Annotated in this window: 20 protein-coding genes; 12 read left to right on the top strand and 8 right to left on the bottom strand. The window is 70.5% G+C overall.

The genetic code is table 11. The features are described 5' to 3' along the window. Positions 1-36: 36 nt before the first annotated feature. Positions 37-1,401 (bottom strand): FAD-dependent oxidoreductase, encoded by a 1,365-nt coding sequence (locus ABZX67_RS07555; protein WP_355355880.1) that lies wholly within the window; start codon positions 1,399-1,401, stop codon positions 37-39. 170 nt (positions 1,402-1,571) lie between these two features. Here ABZX67_RS07555 and ABZX67_RS07550 point away from each other — a divergent pair, with 170 nt between their 5' ends. Continuing rightward, complete coding sequence (locus tag ABZX67_RS07550; protein WP_355355878.1) at positions 1,572-2,363, top strand: hypothetical protein; 792 nt, start codon at positions 1,572-1,574, stop codon at positions 2,361-2,363. Positions 2,364-2,411: 48 nt separating this feature from the next. Here the strand turns inward: ABZX67_RS07550 and ABZX67_RS07545 are convergent, their stop codons facing one another. Beyond that, the gene (locus tag ABZX67_RS07545; protein WP_355355876.1) at positions 2,412-2,696 is read right to left on the bottom strand and encodes a helix-turn-helix transcriptional regulator; all 285 of its coding nucleotides are present in this window, start codon (positions 2,694-2,696) and stop codon (positions 2,412-2,414) included. A gap of 50 nt (positions 2,697-2,746) precedes the next feature. Between ABZX67_RS07545 and map the strand changes: the two genes are divergently transcribed. Next, the gene (map, locus tag ABZX67_RS07540; RefSeq protein WP_355355874.1) at positions 2,747-3,514 is read left to right on the top strand and encodes a type I methionyl aminopeptidase; all 768 of its coding nucleotides are present in this window, start codon (positions 2,747-2,749) and stop codon (positions 3,512-3,514) included. Between the two features lie 59 nt (positions 3,515-3,573). Here map and ABZX67_RS07535 read toward each other — a convergent pair whose 3' ends face one another. After that, positions 3,574-4,488, bottom strand: a complete 915-nt coding sequence (locus tag ABZX67_RS07535) for a DUF2199 domain-containing protein (RefSeq protein ID WP_355355872.1) — start codon at positions 4,486-4,488, stop codon at positions 3,574-3,576. Between the two features lie 338 nt (positions 4,489-4,826). On the opposite strand from ABZX67_RS07535, the gene ABZX67_RS07530 reads away from it, so the two are divergent. From ABZX67_RS07530 to ABZX67_RS07515, 4 genes are all read left to right on the top strand, one after another. Beyond that, on the top strand, positions 4,827-5,042 hold the full coding sequence (locus ABZX67_RS07530) for a hypothetical protein (protein ID WP_355355870.1): 216 nt from the start codon (positions 4,827-4,829) through the stop codon (positions 5,040-5,042). Between the two features lie 74 nt (positions 5,043-5,116). After that, complete coding sequence (recO, locus tag ABZX67_RS07525) at positions 5,117-5,863, top strand: DNA repair protein RecO (RefSeq protein WP_355355868.1); 747 nt, start codon at positions 5,117-5,119, stop codon at positions 5,861-5,863. 26 nt (positions 5,864-5,889) lie between these two features. Then, on the top strand, positions 5,890-6,750 hold the full coding sequence (locus ABZX67_RS07520) for an isoprenyl transferase (protein ID WP_355355866.1): 861 nt from the start codon (positions 5,890-5,892) through the stop codon (positions 6,748-6,750). Next, positions 6,747-7,085 (top strand): hypothetical protein, encoded by a 339-nt coding sequence (locus ABZX67_RS07515; RefSeq protein WP_355355864.1) that lies wholly within the window; start codon positions 6,747-6,749, stop codon positions 7,083-7,085. Before ABZX67_RS07520 ends, ABZX67_RS07515 begins: the two co-directional genes overlap by 4 nt. Positions 7,086-7,153: 68 nt before the next feature. Here the strand turns inward: ABZX67_RS07515 and ABZX67_RS07510 are convergent, their stop codons facing one another. The 4 genes from ABZX67_RS07510 to ABZX67_RS07495 form a co-directional block, all read right to left on the bottom strand. Then, positions 7,154-7,582, bottom strand: coding sequence for a transcriptional repressor (locus ABZX67_RS07510; RefSeq protein ID WP_355355862.1), 429 nt, complete (start codon positions 7,580-7,582; stop codon positions 7,154-7,156). 91 nt (positions 7,583-7,673) lie between these two features. Continuing rightward, on the bottom strand, positions 7,674-8,573 hold the full coding sequence (locus ABZX67_RS07505) for a metal ABC transporter permease (RefSeq protein ID WP_355356012.1): 900 nt from the start codon (positions 8,571-8,573) through the stop codon (positions 7,674-7,676). Continuing rightward, complete coding sequence (locus ABZX67_RS07500; RefSeq protein ID WP_355355860.1) at positions 8,570-9,346, bottom strand: metal ABC transporter ATP-binding protein; 777 nt, start codon at positions 9,344-9,346, stop codon at positions 8,570-8,572. The genes ABZX67_RS07505 and ABZX67_RS07500 overlap by 4 nt, the downstream gene beginning before the upstream one ends. A gap of 38 nt (positions 9,347-9,384) precedes the next feature. After that, on the bottom strand, positions 9,385-10,380 hold the full coding sequence (locus ABZX67_RS07495; RefSeq protein ID WP_355355858.1) for a metal ABC transporter substrate-binding protein: 996 nt from the start codon (positions 10,378-10,380) through the stop codon (positions 9,385-9,387). Positions 10,381-10,523: 143 nt separating this feature from the next. Between ABZX67_RS07495 and ABZX67_RS07490 the strand changes: the two genes are divergently transcribed. The 6 genes from ABZX67_RS07490 to ABZX67_RS07465 all read left to right on the top strand — a co-directional run bounded on the left by ABZX67_RS07490 (position 10,524) and on the right by ABZX67_RS07465 (position 20,598). Beyond that, on the top strand, positions 10,524-11,906 hold the full coding sequence (locus ABZX67_RS07490) for a glycine--tRNA ligase (protein ID WP_355355856.1): 1,383 nt from the start codon (positions 10,524-10,526) through the stop codon (positions 11,904-11,906). Positions 11,907-12,073: 167 nt separating this feature from the next. After that, positions 12,074-14,218: a penicillin-binding protein 2 gene (gene mrdA, locus ABZX67_RS07485; RefSeq protein ID WP_355355853.1), complete on the top strand. Its 2,145-nt coding sequence runs from the start codon at positions 12,074-12,076 to the stop codon at positions 14,216-14,218. A 114-nt stretch (positions 14,219-14,332) separates the two neighbouring features. Continuing rightward, positions 14,333-14,512 (top strand): DUF6243 family protein, encoded by a 180-nt coding sequence (locus ABZX67_RS07480; protein ID WP_355355851.1) that lies wholly within the window; start codon positions 14,333-14,335, stop codon positions 14,510-14,512. A 184-nt stretch (positions 14,513-14,696) separates the two neighbouring features. Next, on the top strand, positions 14,697-15,836 hold the full coding sequence (gene dusB, locus ABZX67_RS07475) for a tRNA dihydrouridine synthase DusB (protein WP_355355849.1): 1,140 nt from the start codon (positions 14,697-14,699) through the stop codon (positions 15,834-15,836). A 407-nt stretch (positions 15,837-16,243) separates the two neighbouring features. Then, positions 16,244-18,955, top strand: coding sequence for a pyruvate, phosphate dikinase (gene ppdK / locus ABZX67_RS07470; RefSeq protein ID WP_355355847.1), 2,712 nt, complete (start codon positions 16,244-16,246; stop codon positions 18,953-18,955). Between the two features lie 581 nt (positions 18,956-19,536). Further along, positions 19,537-20,598 (top strand): winged helix-turn-helix domain-containing protein, encoded by a 1,062-nt coding sequence (locus ABZX67_RS07465; RefSeq protein ID WP_355355845.1) that lies wholly within the window; start codon positions 19,537-19,539, stop codon positions 20,596-20,598. Here ABZX67_RS07465 and ABZX67_RS07460 read toward each other — a convergent pair. Then, positions 20,568-21,728 (bottom strand): alkaline phosphatase PhoX, encoded by a 1,161-nt coding sequence (locus ABZX67_RS07460; RefSeq protein WP_355355843.1) that lies wholly within the window; start codon positions 21,726-21,728, stop codon positions 20,568-20,570. The two genes, ABZX67_RS07465 and ABZX67_RS07460, sit on opposite strands and share 31 nt — an antisense overlap. Positions 21,729-21,951 lie beyond the last annotated feature (223 nt).

The raw sequence follows: 21,951 nt of genomic DNA, 5'->3' as shown, positions 1-21,951 counted from the left end.
CGTACGCCTACGGGCCGTACGCCTCAGGCTGTACGCCTACTGCTCGGCGCTCGCGCGCAGCATGCCCTCACGCTCGACGATCTTCACGCGCTCGCGGCCCTCGGCCTCGCCCAGCGCGCGCTCGGCGGCGTCCAGCCGGTACCAGCCCTCCCACGTCGTGTACTCGACGCCCTTGCCGCGCAGGAAGTCGACGACGGCGTCCTTGCCCGGCGCCTCCGGCGTGAGCAGGCGGCCCTCGCGGTGGTCCTCCAGGAGGTGGGAGACCGTCTCGTTGGCGTCACCCTTGGTGTGGCCGATGAGGCCGATGGGGCCGCGGCGGATCCAGCCGGTGACGTACGTCGACGGCATCGGCTCGTCGCCCTGCATCACGCGGCCGCCCTCGTCCGGGACGGTGCCGGAGACGGCGTCCCACGGCAGCTTGGGCAGTTCGTCGGAGAGGTAGCCGACCGCGCGGTAGACCGCCTGGACGTCCCAGGTGGTGAACTCGCCCGTGCCCTTCACGTTGCCCGTGCCGTCCAGCTCGGTGCGCTCGGTGCGCAGGCCGGTGACCTTGCCGTCCTCGCCGACGATCTCGGTCGGTGACTCGAAGAAGTGCAGGAACAGCTTGTGCGGCCGGTCGCCGATGTCGCGGATCGCCCAGTTCTCCAGCGTCTTGGCGACCATGTCGACCTGCTTGTTGGAGCGCCGCGCCTCGATCGAGCCGCTGTCGTAGTCGATGTCCTCGGGGTTGACGATGACCTCGATGTTCGGGGAGTGGTCCAGCTCGCGCAGTTCCATCGGGCTGAACTTCGCCTGTGCCGGGCCGCGCCGCCCGAAGACGTGGATCTCCTTGGCGCGGTTCGCCTTGAGGCCGTCGTAGACGTTCGGCGGGATCTCGGTCGGCAGCAGCTCGTCGGCGGTCTTGGCGAGGATGCGGGCCACGTCCAGCGCCACGTTGCCCACGCCGAGGACCGCGACCTTCTCGGCCTCCAGCGGCCAGGTGCGCGGTACGTCCGGGTGGCCGTCGTACCAGGAGACGAAGTCGGCGGCGCCGTACGAGCCGTCGAGATCGATGCCCGGGATCCTCAGCTCCCGGTCCGCCGTCGCGCCCGTCGAGAAGATCACCGCGTCGTAGAAGGCGCGTAGGTCGTCGAGGGTGATGTCGGAGGGGTAGTCGACATTGCCGAAGAGACGTATCTGCGGCTTGTCGAGCACCTGGTGGAGGGCGGTGATGATGCCCTTGATCCGCGGGTGGTCCGGGGCCACGCCGTACCGGATCAGGCCGAACGGCGCGGGCATCCGCTCGAAGAGGTCGATGGAGACGCCCGGGTCGGTGGCGGCCTCGGACTTCAGCAGCGCGTCCGCGGCGTAGATACCGGCGGGGCCGGCGCCGACGATCGCGACCCGCAGGGGGCGGGGCATGAGGATTCCCTTCGAGCGGTGGGTGGTCTGAGCTGTGGCTGCGACACCACTGCTCACCGCACTCTAAGTAAGGCTCACCTCACCTCGGTACCCGCCCCCCGCCTATGACCCCATAAGCCGGGCTTATGGGGACTCTCGCCTTCGTGTATGGATCGCGCCACGCTGGAGGTATGAACGGTGGAGCGGGCTGGGGCGCCAGACTGATGAACAGCTCCATCACCGGCATGGCGCCGTGGATGCTCTTCTCGCTGCTGAGCGGCCCCGGCCGGTACGGACTGGCCGCCGCGCTCGCCGCCGCGGCGGCCCTCGCGCTCGTCCTCGTACGAGAACGGCCCGCGTTCCTCGAAGTGGCCGGTCTCGTCCTCTTCGCCGCCCTCACCATCATCGGCCTGATCGTCCTGCCGCCCACGCTGCGCTGGCTGGAGACGTACGCGGACGAGCTCGCCGACCTCACCCTCGTCGCCCTCGCGGCCGGTTCCCTCGCGGTGCGGGCGCCGCTGACGACTCCGTACGCGCGCAGGAAAGTGCCCCGGGAGTTCTGGCGGACCCCGGACTTCCTGCGCACCAACGTCGTCATCACGGCGGCGTGGGGCCTCGCCTTCCTGGCCGCGGCCCTCGCGGGCGGGGTCGGCGACCTGCTGCTGCGCAACCCCGAGAACCTGTGGACCGGCTGGATCGTCCAGGTCTGGGCGCTCGTCACCGCCGCGCGCTTCACCGAGTGGTACCCCGCCCTGGTGCGCGCCCGCCTCGCCCCCGGCGCCGAGGCGAGGCCGCGCGTGTCCAGCCTCCTGATGCCCTTCGTGGGGCTGCTGATCCCGATGGGCGTCCTCGTCCTGGTCTTCGGCGCGGCGCCGAGGTGGTTCGCGATCGCGCTGATGGTGATCGGGGTGGTGCTGGCGCGGGCGCTGAGGACGGAGGTCGCGATCGAGGAGCGGGAGGGTGGGCGGCACGAGCTGAAGTAGGGCACGGCCCGCCCGACGGCCTGCCCGACGGCCTGCCCGGCGGTCCGGTCAGGCGGAGAGCGCTTGGCGCCACTCGCCCTCGCCCTGGTCGTCGGGCGCGCACGCCACCGCCAGCTCGTCCAGGGACAGCCCGAGCGCGCCCGCCAGTGCCGCCACCGTGAAGAACGCGGGTGTCGGTGCCCGGCCCGTCTCGATCTTCCGCAGCGTCTCCGCGGACACCCCGGCCGCCGCCGCGACCTCCACCATGCTGCGCTCGCCGCGCGCCTCGCGCAGCAGCGCGCCGAACCGCTCTCCGCGCTGCCGTTCCCACGGGGTCAAAGGAGTTCTCACCATGCCCGTGATACTAATACCGGTATAAGAATGGGAAGGGGAGGCGCCGGAACATGGTGGAGATCAAGAGTGACGCGGCCCTGGACGCGATGCGGGAGGCCGGGCGGGTCGTGGCGCACGCCCTCGCCGCCGTACGAGAAGCGGCGGGCATCGGCGTGTCGCTGCGGGAACTGGACGAGGCGGCCCGCGCGGTCCTCGACAAGGCGGGCGCCCGCTCGCCCTTCCTCGGCTACCAGCCGTCCTTCGCCCCCACGCCGTTCCCGGCGGTCATCTGCACGTCGGTCAACGACGCCGTCGTCCACGGCGTACCCACCGACTACCGCCTGCGCGACGGCGACCTCGTCAGCGTCGACTGCGGCGCGGTCCTCGACGGCTGGGCCGGCGACGCCGCGATCAGCTTCACCGTCGGCACGCCGCGCCCCGCCGACGTGGCCCTCATCGACGCCACCCGGCGCGCCCTCGACGCCGGCATCGCCGCGGCCGTCCCGGGCAACCGCATCGGCGACATCGGCCACGCCATCGGCGCCGTCGCCCGCGCGGCCCGCTGCGGCATGCCCGCGGACTTCGGTGGCCACGGCATCGGCCGCACCATGCACGAGGACCCGCACGTCCCCAACCGGGGCCGCCCGGGCCGCGGCTTCCCGCTGCGCCACGGCCTGGTCCTCGCCATCGAGCCGATGCTCATGGCCGGAGGCGGCGACGACTACCGCACCGGCGAGGACGGCTGGACCCTCCACACGACGGACGGCAGCCGCGCCGCGCACATCGAGCACACGGTCGCCATCACGGACGCGGGGCCGCGCGTCCTGACCCTCCCCTAGGGGTGTCCGCAAAATAGCGTCGTCCGCCCGCCGGGCAGACGGGACTTTGCGGACACGGCCTAGGGGGTGTCCGTACCGCCGTCCCAGCGCAGGGAGCGCCACACCCCCTGTGCCCAGGCGAGGTCGTCCGCCGACTCGTGGGTGCAGAACACCCCGGCGGCCGTGGAGCCGGTCGGTGCCATGAATCCGTAGAACTCGTGCCGCTCCCCGCCATGGTCCGCCGGGGTGCGCCAGAACGCGTAGCGCACCCCGCCCGGCAGGCGCTCCGTGAGCCGCTGCCCGGGCAGCGTGTCCGGGGCGCCGTCGAGCAGCGCGGCCAGGAAGTCCTCAGGGGTGCGTCCCGGCGCGTCGTCCTCGAACACCGTGACGGCCACGCTGCGCCCCGGCCCGGCGAACTGGTCCGCGCCGTCCGCGTACCTGGCGGTCAGCCCCGCCGTGCGCTCCACGGACCAGTGCGCGCCGAGGTCGGTGCGCACGGCGACGGGCAGCTGATGCGGGAAGCGGCTGAGCACCAGATCGCGGTCCCAGGTCTCCTCCAGGACGCGCGCGGCCGTCGGGTCGTGACCGGCGACGAGGTACGGAAGCTCTTCCGGGTCGGCCACGCGGGCGGTGACCCGCGCACCCCGCAACTCCTCGCCCCACGGCTTGATCGCGTTGGCGATGGTCCCCCGCAGCTCCACCTCCGCGTAGGCGGGGTCGTCCCAGACGGCGTGGAGGTGCTGGAAGACGGCGTCGTCGACCGCCAGCCAGGCCCCGAGAACCAGCTCGGTCTCGTGGCTGAGCCGGACCGGCAGCAGGCAGCGTACGAAGGACCCGGCACCGTCCACACGGAGCAGGGCATCGGGCCCGGGGCAGTGCAGCGCCTCCCGCGGAGCCGTCAGAGCAGCGTCCGGCAGGTTGAACCGGACGTCGATGCGCCGCTCGTCCGGGAGCGCTTCTCCGCAACAGGAGCAGGAGACCAGTGGTTCGTTCACGCCGCGCAGCCTAGACGAGGCCGCTGTGGCCCGGTCCGGCGCCGTGTTCGCCCTGATGGCCCGGCATCGGGCCTGGCATTGGCCATGGATTAACTCCCCCGGAGTGGTGGGCCTTTGCCTCGAGCCAACATCTGCCGATGTTACGGATGGGCCGTCACCGCGAGGGCAGAAAGCGGGAAATAGACGGGGAAAGGACGGGGTTGGCGATGGAAGAAGCGAAGCGGCCGGCGATGGCGGGAACCGAACCCGCCCAGGCCATGGAGGCGGTGACCGAATTGCGCGCGGCACCGGACGGCGCGCCGGTGGGCCGCCGTGATGTCGGGGGAAGGGATCCGGGAATGAACGTGCTCGTGGGGTCGTACGTCGTGGAGATCAGTACGGGGCGTGTGGGCCGCGTGACGGGCCACGAGGGTCCGCACCTCCAGCTGAGACCGTACGGCGGCGGACGCGAGTGGGAGTGTCCTGCGGAGGGGGTGCGGCCCGCGACGGACGCGGAGCGGCTCAGCGCGGCGACGGCGTACGCGAACGCCCGCAGCCGGGGCGAAGTGCCGTGACCCCGGCCACGTGGCCGGGCCCATGAGACCCGGCCCCGGCCCCGGTGGCCCGCCGCGTACGGGACAATGGCCCCATGACCCTGTTCCGCGACGACGGCATCGTGCTGCGCACCCAGAAGCTGGGCGAGGCGGACCGCATCATCACGATCCTCACGCGCGGGCACGGGCGCGTGCGGGCCGTCGCACGCGGCGTACGGCGGACGAAGTCCAAGTTCGGGGCGCGGCTGGAGCCCTTCAGCCACGTCGACGTGCAGTTCTTCGCGCGGGGCAGCGAGCTCGTCGGGCGCGGGCTGCCGCTGTGTACGCAGAGCGAGACGATCGCCCCGTACGGCAGCGGCATCGTCACCGACTACGCCCGCTACACCGCCGGGACGGCCATGCTGGAGACCGCCGAGCGGTTCACGGACCATGAGGGCGAGCCCGCCGTGCAGCAGTACCTGCTGCTCATCGGCGGGCTGCGGACCCTCGCGCGCGGCGAGCACGCGCCGAATCTGATCCTCGACGCCTTCCTGCTCCGCTCCCTCGCCGTCAACGGCTACGCGCCGTCGTTCGAGGACTGCGCCCGGTGCGGGCTCCCCGGGCCGAACCGATTCTTCTCGGTCGCTGCGGGCGGGGTCATCTGCGGCGACTGCCGGGTCCCCGGCAGCGTCGTACCCTCTGCGGAGGCCGTGGGCCTGCTCAGCGCGCTGCTGACCGGCGACTGGGAGACGGCGGACGCGTGCGAGCCGCGCCACGTCAGGGAGGGGAGCGGACTGGTGTCCGCGTATCTGCACTGGCACCTGGAGCGGGGGCTGCGCTCCCTCCGGTACGTGGAGAAGTGAACAAGAGGAAGTAGGAGATGGAGCGCATGGCACGACGCGGATTCCTGGGCCGGTCCCGCCGCGACTACAAGGACCCCGAGCCGCACCCGTCGGGCGCGCGCCCGCCGAAGTTCCCCGGCGAGCTGGTGCCCAAGCACGTGGCGATCGTCATGGACGGCAACGGCCGCTGGGCGAAGGACCGCGGCCTGCCGCGTACCGAGGGCCACAAGGTCGGTGCCGAGCGCGTGCTGGACGTGCTCCAGGGGGCCATCGAGATGGGCGTCGGCGCCATCTCGCTGTACGCCTTCTCCACCGAGAACTGGAAGCGCTCCCCGGACGAGGTGCGCTTCCTGATGAACTTCAACCGGGACTTCATCCGCAAGACCCGCGACCAGCTCGACGAGCTCGGCATCCGGGTCCGCTGGGTGGGCCGGATGCCCAAGCTGTGGAAGTCGGTGGCCCAGGAGCTCCAGATCGCCCAGGAGCAGACCAAGGGCAACGACCGCCTCACGCTGTACTTCTGCATGAACTACGGCGGTCGCGCGGAGATCGCGGACGCGGCGCAGCGGATCGCCGAGGACGTGAAGGCGGGCAGGCTCGACCCGTCGAAGGTCAGCGAGAAGACGATCCAGAAGTACCTGTACTACCCGGACATGCCGGACGTGGACCTGTTCCTGCGGCCCAGCGGCGAGCAGCGCACCTCCAACTACCTGATCTGGCAGAGCGCGTACGCCGAGATGGTCTTCCAGGACGTGCTGTGGCCCGACTTCGACCGCCGCGACCTGTGGCGGGCCTGCCTGGAGTACGCCCAGCGCGACCGCCGCTTCGGCGGGGCCATCCCCAACGAGGAGCTGCTGGCGATGCAGGGCCGCCAGGACGAGGGCGGCGAGCGGAGCCCGCAGGCGTGATCTGGGTGCACAGGCTCGTCGCGATCGCGCTGTTCCTGTTCGCCCTGCTGGTGATGGCCTTCAGCTTCGGGGGGACCATCGAGATGGAGTCCTTCCCCGGACTGCGGCAGAACCTCACGATCCCCGTGATCGCCGTCGGCGTCTTCGCGGTCGTGGTGGCGGCCGCCGGACTGGTGCTGGCGGGGGTCCGCTCCCGCCTCGCCCAGGCCGCGACCGCCTGCGTGGTCCTGCTGCTGGCGTGGCGGGTGTACACGCTGGGGCCGGTGCTGCACTGCTGGGACCACAACAGCGTGGGGCGCGACGACGACGGTACGTACCGCTGCTACGACCTCTGAACGTCGAGGCGGCATGAGTGAAGCCCCTGGCCATGGCCAAGGGCTTCACTCATGTGCGCGGGGTCCGGTCAGGCGTCGTCCTTCAGCGACGCCGCGCACTCCGTGCACGTGCCGAAGATCTCCACCGTGTGCGCCACGTTCACAAAGCCGTGCTCCGCCGCGATCGTCTCCGCCCACTGCTCGACCGCCGGGCCCTCGACCTCGACCGCCTTGCCGCAGACGCGGCACACCAGGTGGTGGTGGTGCTCGCCCGAGGAGCAGCGGCGGTAGACGGCCTCGCCGTCGCTGGTGCGCAGCACGTCCACCTCCCCCGCGTCGGCGAGCGACTGCAGGGTGCGGTAGACCGTCGTCAGGCCCACGGAGTCGCCGCGGTGCTTGAGCATGTCGTGCAGCTCCTGCGCGCTGCGGAACTCGTCCACCTCGTTCAGCGCCGCCGAAACGGCGGCTCGCTGTCGGGTCGACCGGCCGCGTACGCCGGTAGGTCCAGCCGTCGCCACAGGTGCCTCCTTAGCCTCGGCCCGCTCGGAAAGTCGTCCAGTCCGTCGGGCCATTCTGCCAGGCCGTCCCGCGGGGCCCGGCAGACCGTACTCAGCCCTTCGCCGCCTTGACGTCGTCCGCGGGGGCGACGTCGAGGTCGCAGCCCTGCGGCGCGGGCCGCTCCGCCGCCCGGGCGCGGCGCCGGGCCAGCGGGGTGGCCAGGGCGGTCAGGACGACGAACACCGCGATGGCCATCAGCACGATCGTCGCACCCGGCGGCACGTCGTTGTAGTACGTGGTGACCGTGCCGGCCAGCGTCACGCCCGTACCGATGAGCACCGCCCCCGCGAACGTCGTACGGAAGCTGCGCGACAGCTGCTGCGCGGCCGCGACCGGGACCACCATCAGCGCGCTGATCAGCAGCAGACCGACCACCCGCATGGCCACCGTCACGGTGACCGCGGCGGTGATCGCGACCAGCAGATTGAGCGTGCGCACCGGCAGGCCGGTCACGCGCGCGAACTCCTCGTCCTGGCTGATCGCGAAGAGCTGGCGCCGCAGCCCCAGGGTGACCAGCAGCACGAAGGACGCCAGCACGCACATCGCGACGACGTCCTCGTCCGAGACCGTCGACAGGGAGCCGAAGAGGTACGAGACGAGGTTGGCGTTCGAGCCGGTCGGGGAGAGGTTGATCAGCATGACGCCGCCGGCCATGCCGCCGTAGAAGAGCAGCGCCAGCGCGATGTCGCCGCGCGTGCGCCCGTACGTCCGGATCAGCTCCATCGTCACGGCGCCGGCGACCGCCACCAGCGTGGCCATCCACACCGGGTTGGCGGACATCAGGAAGCCGAGGCCGACGCCCGTCATGGCGACGTGGCCGATGCCGTCGCCCATCAGGGCCTGGCGGCGCTGCACCAAGTGGATGCCGACGGCGGGAGCGGTGATGCCGACCAGGACGGCCGCGAGGAGCGCCCGTTGCATGAAGGTGTCGTGCAGGAGGTCCATGATCAGGTCAGCAGTCCCGTGCGGAGCGGCTCGTGGGCCGCGTGCGGATGTACGTGGTCGTGGCCGGGCAGCGCGTGCTGGCCGACGGCCTCGGGCGGCGGCCCGTCGTGGACCACGCAGCCGTCGCGCAGCACGACCGCGCGGTCGATCAGCGGCTCCAGCGGGCCCAGCTCGTGCAGCACGAGCAGGACGGTCGTGCCGCCCGCGACCTGCTCGCGCAGCGTCGAGGCGAGCACCTCCTGGCTGGCCAGGTCGACGCCCGCCATGGGCTCGTCCATGATCAGCAGGTCGGGCTCGGAGGCGAGCGCCCGGGCGATCAGCACCCGCTGGTGCTGGCCCCCGGACAGGGCGCCGACGGAGTCCTTGGCGCGGTCGGCGAGCCCCACGAGCGCGATGGCCCGCTCCACGGCCGCCTTGTCGGCCCTGGACGGCCACCTCAGCCTCGTACGCGACAGGCGCCCGGAGGAGACCACCTCGCGGACGGTCGCCGGCACCCCGCTCGCGGCGGTCGTGCGCTGCGGTACGTAGCCGACGCGCGCCCAGTCGCGGAAGCGCCTCAGCTCCGTACCGAAGAGGGCGACGGACCCGCCGGTGAGCGGGACCTGGCCGATCACCGAGCGGACGGCGGTCGACTTGCCCGAGCCGTTCGCGCCGAGCAGGGCGACGACCTCACCGCGGTGCACGGTGAGGTCGATGCCGCGCAGCACGGGGCGGGCGCCCAGGGTGGCGGTGGCCTCGCGGACGGATATGACGGGCTCGCTGCTCACGTCGATGCTCACGTCGCTGCCTCCGTTGCGTGCTTGACGTGCGGGGGATGTCACTTGGCGCCGAGGGCCTTCTTCAGCGCCGCGAGGTTGGACTCCATCACCTCGATGTAGTCAGCGCCCTTGGACTTGTCCGTGATTCCCTCCAGCGGGTCCAGGACGTCCGTCTTCAGGCCGGCGTCCTTCGCGAGGGTCTTCGCGGTCTTGTCGCTGGCGAGCGTCTCGAAGAAGACGGTCGTGACCTTCTCCGCCTTCGCGGTGTCGCGCAGCTCCTTGATCCGGGCGGGGCTCGGCTCGGACTCGGGGTCCATGCCGGAGATGCCCTCCTGGTCCAGCTTGTAGCGCTCGGCGAGGTAGCCGAAGGCGGAGTGGGTGGTGATGAAGGTGCGGGTGGAGGTGTTCTTCAGGCCCTGGTCGAACGTCACGTGGAGGGCGTCGAGCTTCTTCACCAGCTCCGCGGTGTTCTTCTTGTAGTCGGCGGCGTGGGCCGGGTCGGCCTTCTCCAGGGAGGCGCCGACGCCCTTGGCGACCTCGGCGTATTTCACCGGGTCCAGCCAGATGTGCGGGTCGGCGCCCGCTTCCTCTTCGCCGTGGCCCTCTTCCGCGTGGCCTTCTTCCGCGTGGCCCTCTTCGTGGCCGTGGTCGTGGCCGCCGGTCTCGGTGCCGTGCGCCTCCAGCTTGGTGAGGGTCGCGGCGTCCACCGTGTTCTTGACGCCCGCCTGCTGGATCGCCTCGTCGACGGCGGGCTGGATGCCCTTGAGGTAGAGGACGTAGTCCGCCTGCCCCAGCTCGCGGACCTGGCTCGCCTTGAGCTCCAGGTCGTGCGGCTCGACACCCGGCTTGGTGAGCGTGTTGACGGTGACGTGGTCGCCGCCTATCTGCTCGGCCAGGAACTGCATGGGGTAGAAGGACGCCACCACGTCCAGCTTGCCGCCGTTCCCCTTGCCGCCGGCGCCGGACGCGTCCGAGCAGGCGGAGAGCGTGACCAGGCCGAGGATCACGGCTCCGGTGACGGCGGTGGTGGGTATGAGGCGGCGTCGTACGTTCATGGGATTCATTTTCATCAAAAGTGGAAACGATTGTCAACAAACGTGGTATGTGGCCCAGCCCACCCCCGATTTGATCCAGAGCCCCCGCGCGCCGCTAATCTGAAGCATTCGCCCTTCCTCATCGTCGTACTGAAGAGAGCACCGTGGCCGCCGACAAGATCGACACCATCGTCAGCCTGAGCAAGCGCCGTGGCTTCGTCTACCCCTGCAGCGAGATCTACGGCGGACAGCGCGCCGCCTGGGACTACGGGCCGCTGGGTGTCGAGCTGAAGGAGAACATCAAGCGCCAGTGGTGGCGTTACATGGTCACCTCGCGTGAGGACGTCGTCGGTCTCGACTCGTCGGTGATCCTCGCCCCCGAGGTCTGGGAGGCCTCCGGCCACGTCGCCACCTTCACCGACCCGCTCACCGAGTGCACCTCCTGCCACAAGCGCTTCCGCGCCGACCACCTGGAGGAGGCGTACGAGGCGAAGCACGGCCGCCTCCCCGAGAACGGCCTCGCCGACCTCAACTGCCCCAACTGCGGCAACAAGGGCACCTTCACCGAGCCCAAGCAGTTCTCCGGCCTGCTCTCCACGCACCTCGGCCCGACCCAGGACTCCGGCTCCGTCGCCTACCTGCGCCCCGAGACCGCCCAGGGCATCTTCACCAACTTCGCGCAGGTGCAGCAGACCTCGCGCAAGAAGCCGCCGTTCGGCATCGCGCAGATGGGCAAGTCCTTCCGGAACGAGATCACTCCGGGCAACTTCATCTTCCGCACCCGCGAGTTCGAGCAGATGGAGATGGAGTTCTTCGTCAAGCCGGGCGAGGACGAGCAGTGGCAGGAATACTGGATGGAGCAGCGCTGGAACTGGTACACGGGCCTGGGTCTCCGTGAGGAGAACATGCGCTGGTACGAGCACCCCAAGGAGAAGCTCTCCCACTACTCCAAGCGCACCGCCGACATCGAGTACCGCTTCCAGTTCGGCGGCAACGAGTGGGGCGAGCTCGAGGGCGTCGCCAACCGCACCGACTACGACCTGAGCGCCCACTCCAAGGCGTCCGGCCAGGACCTGTCGTACTTCGACCAGGAGGCCGGCGAGCGCTGGACGCCGTACGTCATCGAGCCCGCCGCCGGTGTCGGCCGCACGATGCTGGCGTTCCTCCTCGACGCGTACAACGAGGACGAGGCCCCGAACGCCAAGGGCGTCATGGAGAAGCGCACCGTCATGCGCCTCGACCCGCGCATCGCGCCGGTCAAGGTCGCGGTGCTGCCGCTCTCCCGCAACCCGCAGCTGTCGCCGAAGGCCAAGGGCCTCGCCACCGACCTGCGCCAGAACTGGAACATCGAGTTCGACGACGCGGGCGCCATCGGCCGCCGCTACCGCCGCCAGGACGAGATCGGCACGCCGTTCTGCGTCACCGTCGACTTCGACACCCTCGACGACAACGCGGTGACCGTGCGCGAGCGCGACACCATGAAGCAGGAGCGCGTCTCCCTGGACCAGATCCAGGGCTACCTCGCGAGCCGCCTCATCGGCTGCTGACGCACTCGTCGCACCGCGCCGCGGGCGCCCGCTCCCTCAGGGGGCGGGCGCCCGTTTCGTACGCGCCCGTCGGCCGGTTGAGGAGGGCGGGGGCCGGGCCGTGGGTGGATCTTGGCGTCACCTAAGCTCGGGACACAGGCAGGGCTGGGCAGGGGGGAGCGGTACACGTGACCAACATTCCGGAGACCGGGCGCACTCCGCGCGTGCGGATACGACTCGTCGTCCTCCAGGTGCTGGTGTTCTCCCTGCTGCTGACCCTCGGCGGCCGCCTCTGGTACATGCAGATCCGCAACGGCCAGGAGTACGCCGAGGAGGCGTCCCGCAACCGCGTGCAGCAGGTCGTCCAGCCCGCCGTGCGCGGCTCGATACTCGACGCGCGCGGTGTACCGCTCGCCGACAACGAGACGCGGCTGGTCGTGTCGGCCTCCCGTACCGAGCTGATGAAGATGAAGGACGACGGCAAGGGCGTCCTGACCCGGCTCGCGGGCGTGCTCGACATGGAGCCGAAGGAGGTCATGGACAAGGTCCGCCTCTGCGACGCCGACACCCCGCAGCCCTGCTGGAACGGCTCGCCGTACCAGCCGATCCCCGTCACCGACGAGGCAACGCCCAAGCAGGCCCTCCAGATCCGCGAGCGCGCCGAGGACTTCCCGGGCATCACCGCCGAACCCACCGCAGTGCGCCGCTACACCGCGCCCGGCGGCGCTCGCACCGCGCAGGTCCTCGGCTACCTCTCGCCCGTCACGGACCAGGAGATCGAGAAGGCGAAGCACAGCGACTCGCCGTTCCTCCGCTCCGACCAGGTCGGCCGCTCCGGCCTGGAGCGCACGTACGACAAGGAGCTGCGCGGCAAGGCCGGCATCACGCGGTACGAGGTCGACCACCTCGGCCGCGTCCTCGGCGAGGCCCGGCGCGACCCGGCCCGGCCCGGCTCCAACGTCGTCACCTCCATCGACGCGCGGGTGCAGGCCGTCGCCGAGTACGAGCTCAACGAGGCGATGAAGGCCGCCCGCAAGGAGTTCGACCGCAACACGAAGCGGAAGTACGAGGCCGACTCCGGCGCCGTCGTGGTCATGGAGGCCAAGACCGGCCGCATCGTGGCCATGGCCTCGCTGCCGGACTACGACCCCAACGCCTGGGTCGGCGGCATATCCGCCAAGGACTACGCCAAGCTCACCGGCGAGAAGTCCAACTTCCCGCTGCTCAACCGGGCCATCCAGGGCCAGTCGGCCCCCGGATCGATCTTCAAGGTCATCCCGACCACGGCGGCCGTCAACGCCGGATACCGGTTCAACGGCCGCTACGACTGCTCCAGCTCGTACTCCATCGGCGACCGGTCCTTCTCGAACTTCGAGTCGAAGGGCTACGGCATGATCGACCTCGGCCGCGCCCTCGAGGTCTCCTGCGACACCGTGTACTACCGGCTGGCGCACGAGGAGTGGCGCAAGGACGGCGGCACCAAGCCGAAGAAGAACGCCAAGGACGTCTTCTACACCACCGCCCGCCAGTTCGGGCTCGGCAAGGAGACCGGCATCGACCTTCCCAACGAGGTCAAGGGCCGGGTCCCCGACCGCCGGTGGAAGCAGGACTACTGGGAGGCCAACAAGGACGCCTGGTGCGAGCAGGGCAAGAAGAACGGCTCGTACACGGAGCGGATCGCGTACGAGAACTGCGTCTCCTTCAAGGACCTGCGCGCCGGTGACTCCGTGAACTACTCCATCGGGCAGGGCGACACGCTCGTCACGCCGATCCAGATGGCCGCCATCTACGCCGCGCTCTCCAACGGCGGCACGCTCTACACCCCGAGCGTCGGCAAGGCGATCGTCAGCCCGGACGGCAAGCGGATCGACGAGATCAAGCCGAAGGCGCACGGCAAGCTCCCGGTCGACAGGAAGCTGCTGGAGCAGATGGGCGACGCCCTCGCCGGGGTCGCCACGCGCGGCACCGCCGCCTGGCGGTTCGGCGGCTGGCCGCAGGACAAGATCCCGATGCACGCCAAGACCGGTACGGCCGAGGTCTACGGCAAGCAGACGACGTCGTGGTTCGCCACGTACACCAAGGACTACGCGATCGTCATGACGATCGCGCAGGGTGGTACGGGCTCCGGGGCCTCGGGTCCGGCCGTGCGCAACATCTACGACGCGCTGTACGGCCTGGACAAGCAAGGCAACCAGGACCTCAAGCGCGCGCTGCTGCCCCGGCCGCAGACGGCGCTGCCGAAGATCCAGCCGGACGGCACGATCGACGCGCCGCCCGTCCAGCCGTACAAGCCGGGACGCCCGTGGGGGGCGGTGGCCAAGCCGAAAAGCTGATGCGAGGCGGGGCGGCGGCGGTTAACGTCGACGGCATGTGGCTCTTCCAGATCTACGAGTGAGATCCCCCCAGGTACGACGTTCCGATCACTTCTCACCCCATTGGGAGACACCGTGGCCAAGAGCCGTAACAACCTTCTCGGGGTCGGCGGACAGCGCAAGAAGCTGTCCCGCGCCGACCAGCAGGGCTCCGCGCCGGCGCGCGCCGCCGACCGCAGGGCGGCCGCCGACCAGAAGCAGGAGCTGCTGCGCAAGATGCGCGAGCGGGCGGAAGGCAAGCAGCAGGAGAGCTGACGCCGCGCGTACGGGACTGCGCGTACGGGGGACGGAAGGGCTCGGGCGGATCGCCCGGGCCCTTCGGTGTACCGCCTCCACGGTGTACCGCCTCCACGGTGTACCGCCTCCAGGATGTGCCGCGCGTCACGGGGGTGCCGGGCGTCAGGCGGGGTGTGCGTGCGGGTGGGTGACAATGGGGGGCATGACCGCGTTCAGTCCTCTCTCCATCGGGCCGCACGTCGTGCAGCCGCCGGTGGTGCTCGCGCCGATGGCCGGCATCACGAATGCTCCGTTCCGCACCCTGTGCCGCGAGTTCAGCGGCGGGAAGGGGCTGTTCGTGAGCGAGATGATCACCACGCGGGCGCTGGTCGAGCGCAACGAGAAGACCATGCAGCTGATCCACTTCGACGAGAGCGAGACGCCTCGGTCGATCCAGCTGTACGGGGTCGACCCGGTGACGGTCGGCAAGGCGGTCCGGATGATCGTCGACGAGAACCTGGCCGACCACATCGACCTGAACTTCGGTTGCCCCGTGCCGAAGGTCACCCGCAAGGGCGGCGGATCCGCCCTGCCGTACAAGCGCCCGCTGCTGCGGGCGATCCTGAACGAGGCCGTCACAGGCGCTGGTGACCTGCCGGTCACCATGAAGATGCGCAAGGGCATCGACGACGACCACATCACGTACCTCGACGCGGGGCGCATAGCCGTCGAGGAGGGCGTGACCGCCATCGCCCTGCACGGCCGCACGGCCGCCCAGCACTACGGCGGCACGGCGGACTGGGACGCCATCGCCCGGCTGAAGGAGCACGTGCCCGAGATCCCCGTGCTGGGCAACGGCGACATCTGGTGCGCCGAGGACGCCAAGCGGATGATGCGCGAGACCGGCTGCGACGGTGTCGTGGTCGGGCGCGGCTGCCTGGGCCGGCCGTGGCTCTTCGGCGACCTGGTCAGCGCGTTCGAGGGTACGGGGGAGTCGGCGGCGCCCACGCTGCGCGAGGTCGCGGACGTGATGGTGCGGCACGCGCAGCTGCTGGGGGAGTGGATCGGGGACGAGACGCGGGGCGTCATCGACTTCCGCAAGCACGTGGCCTGGTACCTGAAGGGCTTCGCGGTGGGCTCGGAGATGCGCAAGCGGCTGGCGGTGACGTCGTCGCTGGACGAGCTGCGCGCTCAGCTGAGCGAGCTGGACCTGGAGCAGGGGTGGCCGCTGGGCGCGGACGGGCCGCGCGGGCGGACGTCCGGCAACAACCGGGTCGTCCTGCCGGACGGCTGGCTCAAGGACCCGTACGACTGCTCCGCGGTGGTGGGCGCGGAGGCGGAGCTGGACACGTCGGGGGGCTGAGGGGCTGCTGTCGCGGGTCCGACCGGCGGTCCGGATGCTGGAATTTCCGGTGATCGGCGCGCGTGATTCTCGCCACCCCTGATAGGGGTTGCGCTCAGATGAGCGCATGCGAAGCGACTGCACTTTTCAAAGGGTGGCACTCAGTGCCACCCTTCTTGCGTTCAAGAGTTGAACTCACCTGCCTGAGTGGGTGCTCACATGAGCGCTCAGGGCCAGCTTTCGGTCAAGTGGTGTTCAGAGAGTGAAGGATTGAACCCCTTGCATGTTACTGGCGGGTTACCTGCGATCTGCTGGCGGACGGGTGGTTAAGGCCGTATGACGGGTAAGTGGACGTACCCAGAAGCCTTCGATCTGGGTATGTTCCTCGCCGTCAGGGCAGCCACCGAGTCCTCGAGGAGTCGAGACCCGTGTCGGAAATCAAAGATCAGAAGTTCGTGTACGACTTCACCGAGGGCAACAAGGACCTCAAGGACCTGCTCGGCGGAAAAGGTGCCAACCTCGCCGAGATGACCAACCTGGGTCTCCCCGTCCCTCCGGGCTTCACCATCACCACCGAGGCCTGCAAGGTCTACCTCGAGAGCGGCGACGAGCCGGTCGAGCTGAGGGACGAGGTCACCGCGCACCTCGACGCGCTCGAGAAGAAGATGGGCAAGAAGCTCGGCCAGGCCGACAACCCCCTCCTCGTCTCCGTCCGCTCCGGCGCGAAGTTCTCGATGCCCGGCATGATGGACACCGTCCTCAACATCGGGCTCTCCGACAAGTCCGTCGAGGGCCTCGCCCAGCAGGCCGGCGACGAGCGCTTCGCCTGGGACTCGTACCGCCGCCTGATCCAGATGTTCGGCAAGACCGTCCTCGGGGTGGACGGCGAGCTCTTCGAGGAGGCCCTCGAGGAGGCCAAGGCCGCCAAGAAGGTCACCGTCGACACCGACCTCGACGCGGGCGACCTCAAGAAGCTGGTCAAGCAGTTCAAGAAGATCGTCAAGGCCGAGGCCGGACGCGACTTCCCACAGGACCCGCGCGAGCAGATGGACCTCGCCATCAAGGCCGTCTTCGACTCCTGGAACGGCGACCGCGCGAAGCTGTACCGCCGCCAGGAGCGCATCCCGCACGACCTCGGCACGGCGGTCAACGTCTGCTCCATGGTCTTCGGCAACCTCGGCCCCGACTCGGGCACCGGTGTCGCCTTCACCCGCGACCCCGCCTCCGGCCACCAGGGCGTCTACGGCGACTACCTCCAGAACGCCCAGGGCGAGGACGTCGTCGCCGGTATCCGCAACACCGTGCCGCTGGCCGACCTCGAGTCGATCGACAAGAAGTCGTACGACCAGCTGATGCAGATCATGGAGACGCTGGAGAACCACTACAAGGATCTCTGCGACATCGAGTTCACCATCGAGCGCGGCCAGCTGTGGATGCTCCAGACCCGCGTCGGCAAGCGCACCGCCGGTGCGGCCTTCCGGATCGCGACGCAGCTCGTCGACCAGGGCCTCATCGACGAGGCGGAGGCGCTCCAGCGCGTCAACGGCGCCCAGCTCGCGCAGCTGATGTTCCCGCGCTTCGACGAGAAGGCCGAGGTCCAGCAGGTCGGCCGCGGCATCGCCGCCTCCCCGGGCGCGGCCGTCGGCAAGGCCGTCTTCGACTCGTACACCGCCGTCAAGTGGTCCCGGTCCGGCGAGAAGGTCATCCTGATCCGCCGCGAGACCAACCCGGACGACCTGGACGGCATGATCGCCGCCGAGGGCATCCTCACCTCGCGGGGCGGCAAGACCTCCCACGCGGCCGTCGTCGCGCGCGGCATGGGCAAGACCTGTGTCTGCGGCGCCGAGGAGCTCGAGGTCGACACCAAGCGCCGCCGCATGACCGTGCCCGGCGGGCACGTCGTGGAGGAGGGCGACGTCGTCTCCATCGACGGCTCCACCGGCAAGGTGTACCTCGGCGAGGTCCCGGTCGTGCCGTCGCCGGTCGTCGAGTACTTCGAGGGCCGCATGCACGCGGGCGCCGACGACGCCGACGAGCTGGTCCAGGCCGTGCACCGGATCATGGCGTACGCGGACCGAGTACGCCGGCTGCGCGTACGCGCCAACGCCGACAACGCCGAGGACGCGCTGCGCGCCCGCCGCTTCGGCGCGCAGGGCATCGGCCTGTGCCGCACCGAGCACATGTTCCTCGGCGAGCGCCGCGAGTACGTCGAGCGCCTGATCCTCGCCGACACGGACGCGGAGCGCGAGGACGCCCTCAAGGCCCTGCTGCCGCTCCAGAAGCAGGACTTCGTCGAGCTGTTCGAGGCGATGGACGGCCTGCCGGTCACGGTCCGCCTCCTCGACCCGCCGCTGCACGAGTTCCTGCCCGACATCACCGAGCTGTCGGTGCGCGTCGCCCTCGCCGAGGCCCGCAAGGAGCCGCACGAGAACGAGCTGCGCCTGCTCCAGGCCGTGCACCGGCTGCACGAGCAGAACCCGATGCTGGGTCTGCGCGGCGTCCGCCTCGGCCTGGTCATCCCCGGCCTGTTCACCATGCAGGTGCGGGCCATCGCGGAGGCCGCGGCCCAGCGCATCGAGGCGAAGGGCGACCCGCGCGCGGAGATCATGATCCCGCTCGTCGGGACCGTGCAGGAGCTGGAGCTCGTCCGCGACGAGGCCGAGCAGGTCATCGCCGAGGTGCAGGCCCAGACCGGTGTGGAGCTGAAGCTCGCGCTCGGCACGATGATCGAGCTGCCGCGCGCCGCCGTGACCGCCGGACAGATCGCCGAGTGCGCCGAGTTCTTCTCCTTCGGCACCAACGACCTCACCCAGACGGTGTGGGGCTTCTCCCGGGACGACGTGGAGGCGAGCTTCTTCACCGCGTACCTGGAGAAGGGCATCTTCGGCGTCAGCCCGTTCGAGACGATCGACAAGGACGGCGTCGGCGCGCTCGTGCGCCACGCGGTCGAGGCCGGCCGCGCCACCCGCCCCGACATCAAGCTCGGTGTGTGCGGTGAGCACGGCGGCGACCCCGAGTCGGTGCACTTCTTCCACGAGGTGGGCCTCGACTACGTCTCCTGCTCGCCGTTCCGGATCCCGGTGGCGCGCCTGGAGGCGGGCCGGGCCGCGGCGCAGTCGTCGGGCAGCGACAGCCGCTGAGGCCGGCGGCCGTTGAGGCCGCGCCAGGCCCGACCGTCCCGGCCTCCCCGGCCGGACGGCAGGGCCCCGAGTCACCGGAGCCGCCGTTGGTCCCCGACCCTCACCGATCGGCGGCGGCTCCGGGTCGCAAGAGAGACGGGGCGGACACCTTGTGCGGAGGTGTCCGCCCCGTCGTATTTCGTCCGGGTGCTGTCGAGTATTCCTGCGGCGTTACAACCGGTTGAATTCCGGGCTGTTGAAGGACGGACTTCAGGTGTCCGCTCGAATTGCGCCATTCGTGCCGCAAACAAAGGGCGGAGCGCGGCCACCGGATCCCCACCCGCCGACCGCGCCCCATTACCCCTGCCGGACAGGAGAGCCGCAACCTGTCAGGACCGCCGCCGGACGCGCGAAGCCCCCCACGGTCTTCACCACGTCACCTCGGTCCGGAAGGTTTCCCGTCCGACGGCGTACAGCTTTTCGGTTTACACCCTGCCTGCGCGATGCGTTTCAACTGTGGCTGAAATGCCGTGGTGACGTGCTGTGATGGCGTGCATACTCAGTGGTGGGGGGTGATTGCGGATGCAACAGGTGGGGGTTCAGTGCTGCGTATACATTTCACCGGGGCCGACCTTGCCGGGGTTCGGATGGCGGCCCGGCCGGATGTGTTGTGGGAAACAGTCCTCAGCTTTCACCGATTGCGGGACCGGCGTGGTGCCCTCGTCTACGGAGAATGGCGCTCGGAAACCCGCACGCGGTTGAACGGTGAAACACGGTTGCTGGGGGCACTCGTCCCGCAGCGGGGCTATTTCCCGGACTTCCTGACGCCCCCCGAGGGGCTCGGCGGCCTCGACACGGCCCTGGAGGCCGTACGGGAGACCCCGCCCGCCCGGATCGGCACCGAGCTGGCCCTGCTGGCCGCCTCGCGGCCCGGCGCGGCGCCGCTGCCCGGTTGGGTCGCCGGGCTCGTGGAGGGCCGCCCCGAGCCGTTCAGCCGGCTGCTGGGGGCGCTGCGCGGCTACCACCGCGCCGCCATCGAGCCGTACTGGACGTACATCCAGTCCCGCGTGGAGGCCGATCGTGCCGTGCGCGGCAGGGCGCTGCTCGACGGCGGCGCCGACGAGCTGCTCGCCTCCCTGCCGCCGACGCTGCGCTGGCGCTCGCCCGTGCTGGAGGCGGACTATCCGGTCGACCGGGACCTGTACCTCGACGGGCGGGGGCTGCTGCTCCAGCCGTCGTTCTTCTGCCGGGGCACCCCGGTCGTCTACCGCGACCCGGGGCTGCCGCCGGTGCTGGTGTACCCGGTGACGCACTCCGACGCCCCGGCGGCCGGGGAGCCGGCCGGCGGCGGCGCAGCGTCGTCGTCACTGGGCCGGCTCGTCGGGCACACCCGCTCCGCCGTCCTGAAGGCCATCGGCCACGGCGGCACGACCAGCGAACTGGCCCGCCGGGCCGGGGTGTCGCTCGCCTCCGCCAGCCAGCACGCGGGCGTGCTGCGCGAAGCGGGCCTGGTGGTCACGCTGCGCCAGGGCAGCTCCGTCCTGCACACGCTGACGCCGCTGGGCGCCGCCCTCCTGCACGGCGGCGCCCAGTACGGCCGGATCCCCCAGCAGCAGCAGCAGCGGCGGCGGAGTTACGCCCGGAACGGGCCCGTCACCTCGTAGGTGATGCCGCCCGACGAGCTGCCCGTCGTACCCCGCTGGCTGGAGAAGTACAGCCGCTTGCCGTCCGGCGAGAAGGCCGGCCCGCAGATCTCCGAACCGGACTGGCCCTCGATGCGCAGGAACGGCGCCACGACGTCGTCCGGGGTGACGACGCAGATGTCCATGGAGCCGCCGTCCTCCGCGATGTACAGGTCGCCGGAGGACGCGCCGGTGACGTTGTCCACGCCGGTCAGCGGGGCGGTGCCGCTGGTGACGAGCGAGTCGTCGTAGGCCAGCTCGTAGGTGTTGGCGGTGAGGTTGAGCCGCCAGAGGCGGTTGTCGCCCTTGGTGGTGAACCAGACGGTGTCGTTGGCGTAGTAGCAGCCCTCGCCGCCGTTGAACTTCTTCGCGCCGGACACCTGGCTGCGGGTGGCGGTGGGGGAGCCGTCGGGGTCGGGCACGTTGGCCCAGGTGAAGGTGCCCGACGTGGCGGTGCCCGCCTTGAGGACCTGGAGCGTGCCGGAGGACAGGTCGCCCCACGTGGCGGGGACGAAGCGGTAGAAGCAGCCGTCCGACTTGTCCTCGGTCAGGTAGATCACCTTGCGGACCGGGTCGGCGGCCGCGGCCTCGTGGTTGAAGCGGCCCATGGCGGGGTGGCGCACGGCGGCCTTCACGCCCCAGGGGTCGGTCTCGTAGACGTAGCCCGTGTCCACCTCCTCGCAGGACAGCCAGGTGTTCCACGGCGTCGCGCCGCCCGCGCAGTTGCGGTTGGTGTTGGAGAGGATGCGGTACGCGCCGGTGATGGCGCCGGTCGCGGAGAACTTGATCGCGCTCGCGCCGCCCGTGGAGGAGATCTCGGAGTTGGAGACGTAGATCCAGCCGGTGCCGTCCGCGAAACAGGCGCCGCCGTCCGGCGCGTTGTGCCAGGTGTACGAGGTGGAGCCGACCTTCTGGCCGGACCGGGCTATCACCCGGCTGGTGAAGCCGCTGGGCAGCCGGATGCCGTTGGCGTCCGCCGCGCCGAGCGCCCCGTACGGGCCCGGGCCCGGCTGGGCGGGCGCCGCGTAGGCCGCGCCGCGCATCAGGGTGAAGCCGAAGGCGGCGGACGTACCGCCGATGACCGCTCCGCGCAGGAAACTGCGACGTTCCACTTGTCACTCCAGGAGGGGGTGTGAGCCTGCCCCGCCGCCGGACGGCCGGCGGGGTCGCGCGCGCTTGGAGGAACCTAGAACTCCCGCGTGGGTCCTGCATTGACGGTGCATCAACAACCGGTGAAGGGGAAGCGGCGGGCACCCGGGCGGGTGGTCGACTTCCGGCCTTTTCCGGTCGGGTCCGATCGTTCGTGACCTCTCCCGGGGCTCATGACGCCACCTA

Source organism: Streptomyces sp. NPDC003036 (assembly GCF_040611175.1).
GTDB lineage: Bacteria > Actinomycetota > Actinomycetes > Streptomycetales > Streptomycetaceae > Streptomyces.
Note: the sequence above shows the minus strand (reverse complement) of the source record. Positions and strands in the feature narration are given on the sequence as shown.

Bases quoted from the DNA above. Each gene is read 5' to 3' on its own strand.
- ABZX67_RS07555 (WP_355355880.1), bottom strand. From the start codon at position 1,401: ATGCCCCGCCCCCTGCGGGTCGCGATCGTCGGCGCCGGCCCCGCCGGT.
- ABZX67_RS07550 (WP_355355878.1), top strand. From the start codon at position 1,572: ATGAACGGTGGAGCGGGCTGGGGCGCCAGACTGATGAACAGCTCCATC.
- ABZX67_RS07545 (WP_355355876.1), bottom strand. From the start codon at position 2,696: ATGGTGAGAACTCCTTTGACCCCGTGGGAACGGCAGCGCGGAGAGCGG.
- map (WP_355355874.1), top strand. From the start codon at position 2,747: ATGGTGGAGATCAAGAGTGACGCGGCCCTGGACGCGATGCGGGAGGCC.
- ABZX67_RS07530 (WP_355355870.1), top strand. From the start codon at position 4,827: ATGAACGTGCTCGTGGGGTCGTACGTCGTGGAGATCAGTACGGGGCGT.
- recO (WP_355355868.1), top strand. From the start codon at position 5,117: ATGACCCTGTTCCGCGACGACGGCATCGTGCTGCGCACCCAGAAGCTG.
- ABZX67_RS07520 (WP_355355866.1), top strand. From the start codon at position 5,890: ATGGCACGACGCGGATTCCTGGGCCGGTCCCGCCGCGACTACAAGGAC.
- ABZX67_RS07495 (WP_355355858.1), bottom strand. From the start codon at position 10,380: ATGAACGTACGACGCCGCCTCATACCCACCACCGCCGTCACCGGAGCC.
- dusB (WP_355355849.1), top strand. From the start codon at position 14,697: ATGACCGCGTTCAGTCCTCTCTCCATCGGGCCGCACGTCGTGCAGCCG.